The 13,685-nt window shown below is 67.9% G+C and carries 11 protein-coding genes; 4 read left to right on the forward strand and 7 right to left on the reverse strand.

What is annotated here, in order from left to right:
• Window positions 1-11: 11 nt before the first annotated feature.
• Window positions 12-479 (reverse strand): universal stress protein, encoded by a 468-nt coding sequence (locus ROP_RS26030; protein WP_015888996.1) that lies wholly within the window; start codon window positions 477-479, stop codon window positions 12-14.
• A gap of 118 nt (window positions 480-597) precedes the next feature.
• On the opposite strand from ROP_RS26030, the gene ROP_RS26035 reads away from it, so the two are divergent.
• Window positions 598-1,773, forward strand: coding sequence for a glycoside hydrolase family 3 N-terminal domain-containing protein (locus ROP_RS26035; protein WP_015888997.1), 1,176 nt, complete (start codon window positions 598-600; stop codon window positions 1,771-1,773).
• A gap of 91 nt (window positions 1,774-1,864) precedes the next feature.
• A complete protein-coding gene (locus ROP_RS26040) occupies window positions 1,865-2,464 on the forward strand; it encodes a TetR/AcrR family transcriptional regulator (RefSeq protein ID WP_005243713.1) in 600 nt (199 codons plus the stop codon).
• A 48-nt stretch (window positions 2,465-2,512) separates the two neighbouring features.
• Here the strand turns inward: ROP_RS26040 and ROP_RS26045 are convergent, their stop codons facing one another.
• Entirely contained in the window at window positions 2,513-3,376 is an 864-nt protein-coding gene (locus ROP_RS26045; RefSeq protein WP_015888998.1) for a MaoC/PaaZ C-terminal domain-containing protein, read from the reverse strand.
• The gene (locus tag ROP_RS26050) at window positions 3,376-4,722 is read right to left on the reverse strand and encodes a 3-oxoacyl-ACP reductase (protein WP_015888999.1); all 1,347 of its coding nucleotides are present in this window, start codon (window positions 4,720-4,722) and stop codon (window positions 3,376-3,378) included. The genes ROP_RS26045 and ROP_RS26050 overlap by 1 nt, the downstream gene beginning before the upstream one ends.
• A gap of 130 nt (window positions 4,723-4,852) precedes the next feature.
• Here ROP_RS26050 and ROP_RS26055 point away from each other — a divergent pair, with 130 nt between their 5' ends.
• Window positions 4,853-6,187 (forward strand): acetyl-CoA C-acetyltransferase, encoded by a 1,335-nt coding sequence (locus tag ROP_RS26055; protein WP_015889000.1) that lies wholly within the window; start codon window positions 4,853-4,855, stop codon window positions 6,185-6,187.
• Between the two features lie 330 nt (window positions 6,188-6,517).
• Entirely contained in the window at window positions 6,518-8,755 is a 2,238-nt protein-coding gene (locus ROP_RS26060) for a VanW family protein (protein ID WP_015889001.1), read from the forward strand.
• 72 nt (window positions 8,756-8,827) lie between these two features.
• On the opposite strand, the gene ROP_RS26065 is transcribed toward ROP_RS26060, so the two are convergent.
• The 4 genes from ROP_RS26065 to ROP_RS26080 all read right to left on the reverse strand — a co-directional run bounded on the left by ROP_RS26065 (window position 8,828) and on the right by ROP_RS26080 (window position 13,452).
• Complete coding sequence (locus tag ROP_RS26065) at window positions 8,828-9,547, reverse strand: hypothetical protein (RefSeq protein ID WP_015889002.1); 720 nt, start codon at window positions 9,545-9,547, stop codon at window positions 8,828-8,830.
• A 226-nt stretch (window positions 9,548-9,773) separates the two neighbouring features.
• On the reverse strand, window positions 9,774-11,609 hold the full coding sequence (locus tag ROP_RS26070; protein ID WP_015889003.1) for an acyl-CoA dehydrogenase: 1,836 nt from the start codon (window positions 11,607-11,609) through the stop codon (window positions 9,774-9,776).
• A gap of 82 nt (window positions 11,610-11,691) precedes the next feature.
• Entirely contained in the window at window positions 11,692-12,315 is a 624-nt protein-coding gene (locus ROP_RS26075) for a class I SAM-dependent methyltransferase (RefSeq protein WP_015889004.1), read from the reverse strand.
• A gap of 21 nt (window positions 12,316-12,336) precedes the next feature.
• Entirely contained in the window at window positions 12,337-13,452 is a 1,116-nt protein-coding gene (locus ROP_RS26080; protein ID WP_025431974.1) for a DUF4185 domain-containing protein, read from the reverse strand.
• Window positions 13,453-13,685 lie beyond the last annotated feature (233 nt).

The following is a 13,685-nucleotide window of genomic DNA, read 5'->3' on the forward strand; positions in this document are numbered from 1 at the left end:
GGGCGTCCGGACTACTTCCCGGGAGGCACGATCAGCACCGGGCGGTGGCTGTGCCGCAACACGTGGTCGGCGACACTGCTCTGCAGCAACGACCGGAGACCGGTGGTGCCCCGGGTGCCGGTGACGATGATGTCGACCGCCAGTTCGTCCGACGTCTCGACGATCGCCGTCCAGATCGTGCTGGTGCATTCGATGCACCGGCCCTCGGTGGTGAGCCCGGCCGCCTCGGCGAGCAGGACGCCCTCCTCGTTGGTGACCTTGGCGTCGGAGAACGCGACGTCTTCGGTCTCCTCGTCGGGAACCCACTCGGGTTGCATCACACCGGACAGTCCCGACATGCGCGCGGCCTGACGGACCATCGGCTCCCACACCGTCACCAGCACAGCACGATTGGAGGCAAGGAAGCGTCCGGCGCACTCCACGGCACGCTTCGCGTTGTCGGATCCGTCGTAGGCGATCAACATCAAACCACCGGGCACCACGACCTCCTGAGTACGGGTTTCCTCTGTGTCCAGATTACCAAGACGGGGGGCAGCGGTCGTCGATTCGGGGGCTGTCCGGGGAGCATCGCCGGCGAACTGGGCTACCGTCGAACCCATGCGGATCAAGTATGCCCTCGCGCTCGCAGCCTGTACCGGCCTCGTGGCCGGGTGTTCGTCGGGTGGTGGCGAGACGGTCGCGGAGTCGTCCCCGGCGACGCCGTCTCCCTCGTCCGTCGAGCCCGCGTCGCACACCGGCACCGCCGCGCCCGCCGCCGCGCCGGTGTCCTGCGAGACGGAGTTCCTGCAGTCGTTGCCGTTGCGGCGCAAGCTCGCTCAGCTACTGAACGTGGGCGTCACCGGCACCGCGGATGCCGCGCAGGTGGTCCGGAACGAGCAGGTCGGCGGCATCTTCATCGGAAGCTGGACCGACGAGACGATGCTCGCGAACCGCGAGGTTCCCCAGGTGGCCTCGGCGTCGTCGCTGCCGCTGATGGTGACCATCGACGAGGAAGGCGGGCGGGTCTCACGCGTCGAGAACCTGCTCGGCGCCGACCCGTCCGCCCGGCAGACCGCCGCCACGATGACGGAGGAGCAGACGTATCAGATGGCGCTCGAGCGCGGGCGCGGACTGAAGGACCTCGGGGTCACCGTCAACTTCGCGCCCGACGTCGACGTCAGCAGCCAGCCCGACGACAGCGTCATCGGCGACCGCTCCTACTCCGACGATCCCGCCGTCGTCACCCGCTACGCCGACGCCTACGCGCGCGGCATGCGGGACGCGGGAATCCTGCCGGTGATCAAGCACTTCCCCGGTCACGGATCCGCGTCCGGCGACTCCCACACCGGCGCCGTCACCACCCCGCCGCTCGACCAGTTGCAGACCAAGGACCTCGTCCCGTTCCGGAACCTGGTGTCCACCGGTGTCGGCGTCATGCTCGGCCACCTCGAGGTGCCCGGCCTGACGGCCCCCGGGATCCCAGCCAGCATCAGCCCCGACGCGGTGGCGCTGCTGCGCGGCGGCACCGGCTACGGCGCACCGCCGTTCACCGGCCCCATCTTCACCGACGACCTCAGCGGCATGCAGGCGATCACCGACCGCTACGACATCACCGAGGCCGTCGAGACGGCACTCGAGTCCGGGGTCGACGTCGCGCTGTGGCTCACCACCGACGACGTCCCGCGGGTCCTCGATCACCTCGAAAGCGTTGTGGCCTCGGGCAAGCTGCCGCAGCAGCGGGTCGACGAGGCGGTGCTGACGGTCGCGCGTGCCAAGGGTGCCCTCGCCTGCTAGGGGATCGGTGCTGGTAATCTTCTGGTCCGCCGGTCGAGCCCGCTTTATTACCGTAGAGTAAGATAGCGGGTTCGACGATGATGGAGGACGTATGGCCGGCGGCACCAAGCGACTGCCGCGCGCAGTGCGCGAGCAGCAGATGCTCGACGCTGCCGTCGACGTCTTCTCCGACAGGGGTTTTCACGAGACCTCGATGGACGCGATCGCGGCCAAGGCGGAAATCTCGAAGCCGATGCTCTACCTCTATTACGGTTCCAAGGACGAATTGTTCGCGGCCTGCATTCAGCGGGAGGGCCTGCGCTTCGTCGAGGCGCTCGCTCCGGCGGGAGATCCGGGGCTCAGTCCCCGTGAGCAATTGCGACGGGCGCTCGAGGGGTTTCTCGGGTTCGTCGGCAAGCATCGCAAGTCGTGGATGGTGCTGTATCGCCAGGCTATGGGGCAGCAGGCGTTCGTCGGGTCGGTGCAGTCGAGCCGCGACCGGCTGATCGAACTGACCGCGCACCTGCTCGAGTCCAGCACCAAGGATCCGGAACCTGGTCAGGATTTCGAACTGATCGCCATCGCCCTGGTCGGGGCGGGGGAGGCCGTCGCCGACCGTGTCGCGGGCGGGGAGATCGAGGTGGACGCCGCCGCGGACCTGCTCGAATCCCTGGCGTGGCGCGGCCTCGCGGGCAAGAAGAAGCCGGAGTGAACGGGACGCTCGTTCGATCAGATCGAACGAGCGTCCCGATCGTACCCGTCAGCGCAGCGTCGCGGTGAGGTGCGGGTACCCCTTCTTCGGGTGCTTGATCGACAGATCCCAGCCGTCGGCGGTCTGATCGGCGTACACGTTCAGCGTCGACGGCAGCAGGATCGGTTTCCCGAACCGGACGCTGTATGTAACGGCGTCCGGGATCCGGCCCTCCACCGTCCCGAGTACGGCGGCCGCACTCCACATGCCGTGTGCGATGGTCCTCGGGAACCCGAAGGCCTTGGCGCCCAGCGTCGACACGTGAATCGGGTTGCGGTCACCGGACACCGCCGCGTACTTGCCGATCGTCTTCTGATCGACCCGCAACGTTCGCAGTGGACGCGGCGGCTCCTCCTCGGCCTTCGGCTCGGGCCCCGGCTGACCGGACAGCGACGTCTTCTGCTGACGCAGGAACGTCGACGTCTGCTTCCACACCAGTTCGCGTCCCACCTTGATCTCGCTGATCACGTCGATGAGGAGTCCCTTGCGGTGTTCGCGCAGATTCTCCGCGTGCACCGACACGTCGAGGGGTTCGACCACCGAGATCGGGCGGAACTGTTCGATGACGTTCTCCGCGTGGACGGAACCGATGGCGGGGAAGGGGAAACCCTCGGACACCATCAGCTGCATCACCACCGGGAACACCAGCGTGAACGGGTACGTGAGCGGCAGGGTGTCGCCGAACCGCAGCCCGGTCACCCGGTCGTATGCCGCCAGGTTGTCGGGATCGACGTGCACGCCGTTCAGGACGAGCGTCGTGTCCGGGGCGCTGTGCCCGCTCGCACCGATGACCGGCAGCGCGCTGCGCACGGCGCGCGTGTAGATGCCGAGCGTGCCCGGCCTCTCCGTGAGTTGGACGACCTTGCCCGACATCAGGCGCCCAGCAGGCTCTGGCCGCAGACGCGGACGATCTGACCGGTGACGGCGTTGGACGCCGGGCTGGCGAAGTACGCGACGGTCTCGGCGACGTCGACGGTCTCGCCGCCCTGCAGCAGCGAGCTCATGCGGCGTCCGGCCTCCCGTGTGGCGAAGGGGATCGCCGCCGTCATCGCGGTCTCGATGAAGCCCGGGGCGACGGCGTTGATCGTGATCTTCTTCTGCGCGAGCACCGGCGCAGACGCCTGCACGAGTCCGATGACACCGGCCTTGGACGTGCCGTAGTTGGTCTGGCCGCGGTTGCCCGCGATGCCGGCGATGGACGAGACGTCGATCACGCGGCCGCCTTCCTTCAACGCACCCTTGGCGACGAGGACGTCGGTGATGCGCTGCGGTGCAAGAAGGTTCACGCCGATCACCATGTTCCAGCGGCCCTCGTCCATGTTGGCGAGGGTCTTGTCGCGGGTGATGCCTGCGTTGTGGACGATGATGTCCGCGCCGCCGTGCCGTTCGAGGACGAACTCGGCGAGCTTGTCGGCCGCATCGTCCGCGGTCACGTCGAGGGCGAGGGACGTGCCGCCGACCTTGTTGGCCGTCTCCGAGAGCGCCTCACCGGCGGCCGGGATGTCGGCGCAGATGACGTGCGCGCCGTCGCGGGAGAGGACCTCGGCGATGGTCGCGCCGATGCCGCGGGCCGCACCGGTGACGATGGCGACCTTCCCGTCGAGCGGCTTGTCCCAGTCGGCGGGTGCGACGGAATCCTCGGACCCGACCCGGATGACCTGGCCGCTGACGAACGCGGACTTGGCCGACAGCAGGAAGCGCAGCGTGGATTCGAGACCCGACAGTCCAGTGGAGGCCGACGGCGAGACGTAGACGAGCTGAGCGGTGGCGCCGCGCTTGACCTCCTTGCCGACGCTGCGGGTGAAGCCCTCGAGTGCGCGCTGGGCGATGTGCTCGTCGACGCCGGACGTCTCCTCGGGGGTGGTTCCGATGACGACGACGCGCGCGGACGGCGCGAGGTTGCGGATGACCGGCTGGAAGAACTCGAACAGCTGCTCGAGTTCGGTGACCGAACCGATGCCTGTGGCGTCGAACACCAGGGCGCCGTACCGGTCGTCGCCCGCGCCCGCGGCGGGGTAGTCGGACAGGAGTTCGCGCAGCGGTTCGACGAGGCGGCCCTTGCCGCCGATCAGGACCGGGCCGGCGAGCGCCGGTTCGCCGTGCTTGTATCGCCGCAGGTTCTCGGGTCGCGGCAGTCCCGCCTTCGCGGCGATGAACGCGCCGGGCGCGGATGAGAGGAACTGGGAATAGAGGTCGGGAGCTCCCTTGCTGGCTGCCACGGTCCTACCTTCTGTCGTCGTTCGGCGGTCAGTCACCGAGCACCGAGTGGAGTGCGGTGTCGACAAGTAACTTACTCCTGAGTAAGAATAGTAGCCAACAGGTAATCGCACCAGATCCTTGGAGACGTCAGTGACCAGCAAAGCTCGCACCAACTCGAACTCCGCGGCGGCCCCGAAGCCGGGCGGAAAGCAGCAGCGTCCCGTCGCGATCGTCGGCGGAAACCGTATCCCGTTCGCCCGCTCCGACCGGAAGTACGCGCAGGCGTCCAACCAGGACATGTTCACCGCCACCCTCGACGGACTGGTGAGCCGCTTCAACCTCCAGGGCGAGAAGCTGGGCCTCGTCGCCGGCGGTGCCGTCCTCAAGCACAGCCGCGACTTCAACCTGATGCGCGAATGCGTCCTCGGCAGCGCCCTCAGCCCCTACACCCCGGCGTTCGACCTGCAGCAGGCCTGCGGCACCGGACTGCAGTCGATCGTCGCGGTCGGTGACGCCATCGCGGCCGGCCGCATCGACGCCGGTGTCGGCGGCGGCGTCGACACCACGTCGGACGCGCCGATCGGCGTCAACGACGAACTCCGCGAGTTCCTGCTGTCGCTGAACCGCGCGAAGAGCACCGGCGACCGCATCAAGCTGCTCGGCAACGTCCGCCCGTCCATGCTCGGCATCGAGATCCCCCGCAACGGCGAGCCCCGCACCGGGCTGTCCATGGGCGAGCACGCCGCGATCACGGCGAAGGAATTCGGTGTCCGCCGCGAGGACCAGGACGAACTGGCCGCCGCCAGCCACCAGAACATGGCCGCCGCCTACGACCGCGGCTTCTTCGACGACCTGGTCACCCCGTTCCTGGGCCTCACCCGCGACGACAACCTGCGTCCCGACTCCAGCGCCGAGAAGCTGGCCAAGCTGAAGCCGGTCTTCGGGGTGAAGGCGGGCGACGCCACGATGACGGCGGGCAACTCGACCCCGCTCACCGACGGTGCGTCCGCGGTCCTGCTGTCCACCGACGAGTGGGCCGCCGAGCGCAAGCTTCCGGTGCTCGCGCACCTGATCGACTCCGAGACCGCGGCGGTCGACTACATCCACGGCAAGGACGGGCTCCTTATGGCGCCGACGTATGCCATCCCGCGCCTGCTGGCCCGCAACGGCCTCACCCTGCAGGACTTCGACTTCTACGAGATCCACGAGGCGTTCGCGTCCGTTGTGCTCGCGACGCTTCAGGCATTCGAATCCGACGAGTACTGCAAGGAGCGCCTGGGCCTCGACGGCGCACTGGGCTCCATCGACCGCAGCAAGCTCAACGTCAACGGCTCGTCGCTGGCGGCGGGCCACCCGTTCGCCGCGACCGGCGGCCGCATCGTCGCCTCGCTCGCCAAGATGCTCGCGGAGAAGGGTTCGGGCCGCGGCCTGATCTCCATCTGCGCCGCCGGCGGCCAGGGTGTGACGGCAATCATAGAGGCGTGATCCGACTGGCCTTTCCGGTAGCTGGGAGACCGGAAAGGCCAGCGTGTGAGCGATGCGAGCGGGGATCCGGCAACGAGGGGTGGCCGGATCCCCGAAAACTTTTCCGACAGGTGTAACGCTGGAGATTAGCTGGCGATATCCCTGTCAGCCCCGTGTTGCTGCCTGACCCCCGACCTGGCAGCAGCGCGGGGCTCTTGCATTTCCGGCGGCCGGTAGGCTGACGTGGGGGTCTCGACCGGGCCTCGCTCGGATCGGATCGCGCTTGAAATGCAACGAGCACCGACGGCAAGCTGAGGCCCGCACGAAGGACGACTCGGTGAGAGGGCCACGGTGAACCACGAAGACGGCGACAAGGGGAGCACTGCACCCGAACGGTCGACGCCGGACCCTTCCGCTTCCGCAACGCCCGACAGCGTCGAGTCCGCGAACGCCGAACCCGGGAACGCCGAACCCGAGAACGTCGAATCCGGGAACGCGGCGAACGAGCCCGCCTCGGAAGCGGACGAGGTCACACCTCCCGACGACGCCCCGGGCGCAGACGAGGCGCCCACCACGCAGTTGAACCTCGGTGACCTGGGGGACCGTTCCGGGGAGCAGGCCCCGTTGTGGGTGGAGCCGCCGGCGAACGAGGACGTCACGCAGGTGATCCCCGCGATTCCGCCGGGTCCCGTTCCCGGTCCGGACATCACGCCGGTGGGGGAGCCGACGGTCGTGGCCCCGGCGGCGCCGGTCCCGCCGCAACCGGAACCGCAGCCCGCGGAGGAGCCCGCCGAGAAGACTCCGGCCCGTGCGTCGTGGGTGAAGGTTGCCGCGATCACCGGCGGTGTGATCGCCGTGATCGGCATTGCCTACGCAGCGGATCTCGCGGTGTCCTCCGGAAAGGTCCCGCGCGGGGTGACCGTGGCGGGCGTCGACGTGGGCGGCTCGACCCGCGAAGAGGCGGAGGCCACGTTGCAGGCGCAGGTCGGCCCACGCGTCGATCAGCCGCTGACGGTGCAGGCCGGCGACGTGTCGACGGAACTCGTCCCGTCCGCCGCCGGGCTCGGTGTCGACTGGGGGGCCACCCTCGACCGGGCTCATTCTCAGCCGCTCAACCCGTTCACCAGGCTGGCGTCGTTCTTCACCACCGACGAGATCGGGGTCGTGTCGACTCGCGACGAGACCGCGCTGGCATCCGCCGTCGACGGTCTGCGCAGTGACACCGACCGCGCGTCCCGCGAGGGGACCGTCGTGTTCGAGGGTGCGACCCCCGTGCCGGTGGATCCGTCGACGGGGCAGAACCTGAACGGTGAGGGTGCCGAGTCGGCGTTGATCGAGAAGTGGGCGTTCGGCCAGACGGTGGATCTGCCCGTCGACGTCGTGCCGGTGACGGTGACGCAGGAGGGCGTCCAGCGGGCGCTCGCCGACGTGGCGACGCCGGCAGCGTCCGCCGACCTGGTGGTCACCGGTCGCGACGGCAAGGTCGCGACCGCGCCGCGTCAGCAGATCGGCGCCATCGTCGGTTTCGAACCGGACGGCACCGGCGGGTTGACACCGACATACAACATCGAGGCCGCGACCGGCATCCTCGCCCCGCAACTCGTGTCGACGGAGATCGTGCCGAAGGACGCGAAGATCACGCTCGACGGGGGAGCGCCCACCGTCGTCCCCGCGGTCGTGGGCGATCTCGTGCAGTGGCCCAAGACACTGGAGACACTGCCCGAGGTGTTGCGCGGCAACGGCTCTCACACCACCGCCGCGGTGTACGGACCCGTCCCGCCCGCTCTCACGACGGAGGCCGCGCAGGCTCTCGGCGTGAAGGAAGTGATCGGCGAGTTCACGACCGGCGGTTTCTCGGCGGCGTCCGGGACGAACATCCGGCTCGCTGCCAGCGAGATCAACGGGGCACTGATCAAACCGGGCGACACGTTCTCGCTCAACGGGTACACCGGTCCTCGCGGCACCGCTCAGGGGTACGTGGAGTCGGGCATCATCAACAACGGCCGCCCGGACACCGCCGTCGGCGGCGGTGTGAGCCAGGTGGCGACGACGCTCTACAACGCCGCATATTTCGCCGGCATGGAGGACGTCGCGCACACCGAGCACTCGTACTACATCTCGCGGTATCCCGAGGCGCGTGAGGCCACCGTCTTCGAGGGTGCCATCGACCTGCAGTTCCGGAACACCGGAAAGACGGGTGTGATGATCCAGGCCATCGGCGGCTCGTCGGACCTGACCATCCGGTTCTGGGGTACCAAGTCGGTCGACGTCGAGTCGATCACCGGCAACCGCACCAAACCGACGCAGCCCGACACGGTCACCCTGCCCGCCGGTGACCACTGCATCGCCTCCAGCGGCGCACCGGGATTCACCGCCAGCGACACCCGGGTGGTCTCCGATCACGCCACCGGGCAGGAGATCTCCCGGGACACCAGGACCGTCCGCTACGACCCCGTCCCGATCGTCAAGTGCGAGGAACCCGGCGCACCCAAGCCCGACGAGCGCACCCCCGCCGCCTCGCCGGCGCCGTCCGCTCCGGCGGAGAGCCCGACCGCCACCCCGAAGCCGAAGCCGGACGAAGGCGAGTAGCCGCTCCACTTCTTGGTTCGTGCACCCGCTTTAGCGTCCGAAAAGTGTTGCGTGAAGAGAGAAGTGGTGCGTCTACAGCGCTCGCACCGTGAGCGGTCGCACGGACGGCAGCGGTGCCTGGGCAACCCAGCCTCGCGGCGACTCGGCACGGGCGATCGCGCGGCGGATCCGGTCCACCACCTGCGCAGGCGACTCGAGGTCGTCCCAGGTCCACCGCACCACCTGGAATCCGAGGTCGCGCAGTGCGTCCTCGCGTTGTTTCTCGGCGAACACCGCGTCGCCGGGTGATTGCCCGGGTTTCAGCAGCCGTCCGTACTTGACGCGGCCGTCGAACTCACCGGTCACGACGGCCTGCTCGAACGGAAGTGTCCTCGCCAGGTCGACGACGGTCCGCGCCGGAAGAGTGAGCGAATGCTCGTCCACCACCGCCACCTGCTCTCCGACCGGGGCGCAGTGCTCGGTGATCCGCCTCTTGATCCGGCCGCCTCCACGCCGGTTTCTGGTGACGTGAACGCGGTCGAGGGCAGTTCGCCACAGCGGCAGCCCGTACACGACGGCTGCGGACTGGTGACTGAGCACCGCGTCGTCCGAGAGGGCGTGAAGAGTCGAGTCGATCAGGAAGCGATGACGTTCCTCGTCGCCGAGCGCCGAGTAGACCGACGCGGAGAGGTACGCGCCGCGGCCGATGCGTTGCCACTCGCCGCGTGTGTAGAGTCGTCGGATCTCGTCGTCGCTGTAGCCGCGGCCCAACGCCTCCTGACGTCGCAGCATCGCCCCCGGGTCGTGTTCCACGGGAACGATTCTCGCCCGGCCGGCGTCGAGAATCCGGCCCTACGGACCCGGCTGTGGATGAACCGAGGGTTGTGGACAACTCCCGCACTCCTTCTCGGTCCGCGCACTACCTGTCGGGTCCGAAAAAGGGTTCGTGAACCGAGAAGGAGTGCGGGGTCCCGGGCGCGGCACGACAAAAGCCCGGTGGCCGGGGACGAAACCCCGGCCACCGGGCCGTGTGAAGCGGTCAGAACGCCGCTTCGTCGAGCTCCATGATGTCGTTGTCGAGGTTGGCGACGATGCCGCGGGTGGCGGTCAGTTCCGGCAGCACGTTCTTCGCGAAGAAGGACGCGATGGCGACCTTGCCCTCGTAGAATGCCTTGTCCTTGTCGGAGGCACCCTCGTCGAGAGCCTTGATCGCGATCTCGGACTGGCGCAGCAACTGCCAGCCGATGAGGAGGTCGCCGACGGACATCAGGAACCGGACGGAACCGAGGCCGACCTTGTACAGCTCGGACGGCTGCTCCTGCGCACCCATGAGGTACCCGGTGAGGGTGGCGGCCATGGTCTGGACGTCCTCGAGGGCGGTGGCGAGCAGGGCGCGCTCGGCCTTGAGGCGACCGTTGCCCGCCTCGGTGTCAATGAATTTCTTGACCTCGCCTGCGACGTGCGCGAGTGCGACGCCGCGGTCGCGGGCGATCTTGCGGAAGAAGAAGTCCTGCGCCTGGATGGCGGTGGTGCCCTCGTACAGCGAGTCGATCTTGGCGTCGCGGATGTACTGCTCGATCGGGTAGTCCTGCAGGAAGCCGGAACCGCCGAAGGTCTGAAGGCTGTCGGTCAGGTACTGGTACGCCCGCTCGGAGCCGACACCCTTGACGATCGGGAGCAGCAGGTCGTTGACGCGGAACGCGAGGTCCTTGTCGGCGCCGGACACCAGCTTGGCGGTGGCCTCGTCCTGGTGCGCCGCGGTGTACAGGTACACGGCGCGCAGACCTTCGGCGTATGCCTTCTGCATGGCGAGGGCGCGCCGGACGTCGGGGTGGTGGGTGATGGTGACGCGCGGGGCGGCCTTGTCCGTCATCTGCGTGAGGTCGGCGCCCTGGACGCGTTCCTTCGCGTATTCGAGGGCGTTGAGGTAGCCGGTGGAGAGGGTGGCGATGGCCTTGGTGCCGACCATCATGCGCGCGTGCTCGATGACGTCGAACATCTGCGCGATGCCGTTGTGGACCTCGCCGACGAGCCAGCCCTGGGCGGGAATGCCGTGGCCGCCGAACGTGACCTCACACGTGGCGGAGACCTTCAGGCCCATCTTGTGCTCGACGTTGGTGACGAAAGCGCCGTTGCGCTCGCCGAATTCGTTGGTCTCGAAGTTGAAGTGCGTCTTCGGGACGAAGAACAGCGACAGTCCCTTGGTGCCGGGGCCTGCGCCCTCGGGACGGGCCAGGACGAGGTGGAAGATGTTCTCGAACAGGTCGTCGGAGTCGGCGGACGTGATGAACCGCTTGACGCCCTCGATGTGCCAGGAGCCGTCGTCCTGCTTGATGGCCTTGGTACGGCCCGCGCCGACGTCGGATCCGGCGTCGGGTTCGGTGAGGACCATGGTGGCGCCCCAGCCGCGTTCGACGATGGTGGCGGCCCACTTCTTCTGCTCTTCGGTGCCGTTGTTGAACAGGACGTCCGCGAAGGCGGGTCCGGCCTGGTACATGTGTGCGGCCGGCTGGGCGCCGAGGATCAGCTCACCGATGGCCCACACGACGGACCGCGGCACGGGGACGCCGCCGATCTCCTCGGAGATTCCCATGCGGTACCACTCGGCGTCCCACAGCGCGCGGAACGACTTCTTGAAGGACTCCGGCAGGGTGACGGTGTGATTCTCGGGGTCGAAGACCGGAGGGTTGCGGTCGGCGTCGGCGAAGGACTCGCCCAGCGGTCCCTCGGCGAGGCGGGCAACTTCACTGAGCATGTTGCGGACGGTGTCGGCGTCGAGATCGCCCCACACGCCGTCACTCAGCGGCTGCTCGAGACCGAGTACCTCGAAGAGGTTGAACTCCAGGTCGCGGACGTTGCTCTTGTAATGGCCCATGTCTTCTGTCTCTCCCAGTGAGATGGTGCGGTCTATCCGTTAGTACCGCCCAAGTTATTACTCGTCGGTAACATCAGCGATATTACGCGCCATTTACCCGACTGCCAAGACTCGGCCGGTGTGCGACGACGAGCGCGTCGATCGCCGTTCCGGCGTCCGTCTCGCGGAATCGCCGTTCGGCGACGTCCACGTTCAGGCGGCCGTCGATCGTGGTCACCAAATCGTCTGGTGTGTAGAGGATTTCGATGTCCTGAGGCCCTCCGACTCCTTGCGACAAGTTAACGGCGTCATGCCCCAAAATCATGAGGATTCCGTCAGGTTTCAGTGCGGATATGGCACGGTTCACAACCATCAGGCGCTCCTCGGGGGCGAGGTGGAGGTAGATCATGAGCACCAGGTCGTACTCGCCGCCGAGGTCCGACTCGGTGACGTCGGCGACGCGGTAGTCGAGCCGTTCCCGGACCGAGCGGGGCGCTTCGGCGGCCACCCGGCGGGCCTTGTCGAGGGCGACGGCCGAGTAGTCGAGGCCCGTCACCTCCCAGCCTCGGGTGGCGAGCCAGTGCGCGTTGCGGCCCTCCCCGCACGCGAGGTCGAGTGCGCGGCCGCGGGGGAGCGCGGTGACCTGCTCGACCACGACGGCGTTGGGTGGCGCGCCCCATACCAGTTCGCTCTGTGAATACCGTTCGTCCCAGGCAGCTGCATCCATGCCCCGACGCTAGTACGAGGACTACGGAGTGAGGGTGGTGCGCATCAGGAGGACGTTGTAGTTGTTGTGCACCGTCGTGAGGAAGTAGAGGTCGCGCCCCGACGACCACGGGTGGATGTACGCGCCGTACGCGGTGGGCAGTTCCCGGGTGTCGACGAGTACCTCGGGTGGGCCCCACGGTCCGGTCACCGACGGGGAGCGGCGCATGACCACGGAGTTGTACTGGTCCGTGGTCAGCATGAGGTACTGCCCGAGGTATTCGTTGTATGCGACGGACAATTCGCCGACCCCGCCCGGCATGATCGGCTTGGCGACGTCGGGGTTGCCCTTGATCCACTTGGCGCCGTCGAAGTACTCGTACGCGCCGAGGTCCATGATCTGGGGTTCGGGGACACGGGCGATGTGGACGAGCCCGCCGCGCCCGGCGGGCGTGCCGTACTGGTAGACGAAGCCGTCGGCCTTGACGAACGCGCTCATCTGGAAGTTGGCGTTGCCCCCGACGTTCGGGCGCTGCGTCTCGGGGGCGACGGTCCAGTTCTCGCCGTTGTCCTGCGAGTAGACGAGGCCGGAGTAATTGGTGTCCCAGGTGCCCGCTGGACCCCAGTTCTTCACCGACATCATGCTCAGTACCTGGGTGTTGCCGACGGCGACGCCTGCCGTGGGGATGCGGCTGATCTCGACGAACGGGATCTTGGGGCTGGGGACGAGCTCCTTGGACTGGCCGAAGATGTCGCGGGGTGAGCTGTCGAAGTTCATCCCGTCGGACAGGATGCCGTCCGAGCTGCGGAAGAGTGTGCTGCTGCGCCAGGCCCACAGGCTGCCCGACAGCAGGTTGGGCAGTCCGAGCCCGGCGGAGTCGCCGAATGCCGTGAGGACCTGGCCCTGGCCGTTGTCCCACATGATGCCGAGGTCGGTGCCGAGGACGTTGGCGTCCTGCGTGCGGTTGGGACTGAGCATGCCGGTCTGCTGCGCGACCGCTTGGGTGCGCCCGGTGAGGTGCGGAATCCCGTTGGTGCCGTTGAGTCCGGGGATCGGATTGATGGCGTTGGGATTCGCGGCGGCCGGGCCCGCGAATGCGATCAACGTCACGGCCGCGCCGACGAGCGAGGCTGCTGCAAGAGCTCTGGTTCGCTTCACGAAGGTCACTCCATCTCTAGCAGCAGGCGGCACTGCGTGGCCTGAAGAGACCACTCCCCCTACCGGTGATCAACTGCTGGAAATCGCGAGAAGTCTAACAAGTCTGTTCTTCCCAAAGTGTCGATTCGACCGCCCTGTTCGTTTCATCCGAGCCCGTGCGAATCCGATATTACCCGCGAGTAACAGGAACCGGTGCTACCCGCGGGGCGGCTGCCGACGTAACGTGTGCTGGC

This window comes from Rhodococcus opacus B4, from assembly GCF_000010805.1.
Classification (GTDB): Bacteria; Actinomycetota; Actinomycetes; order Mycobacteriales; family Mycobacteriaceae; genus Rhodococcus_F; species Rhodococcus_F opacus_C.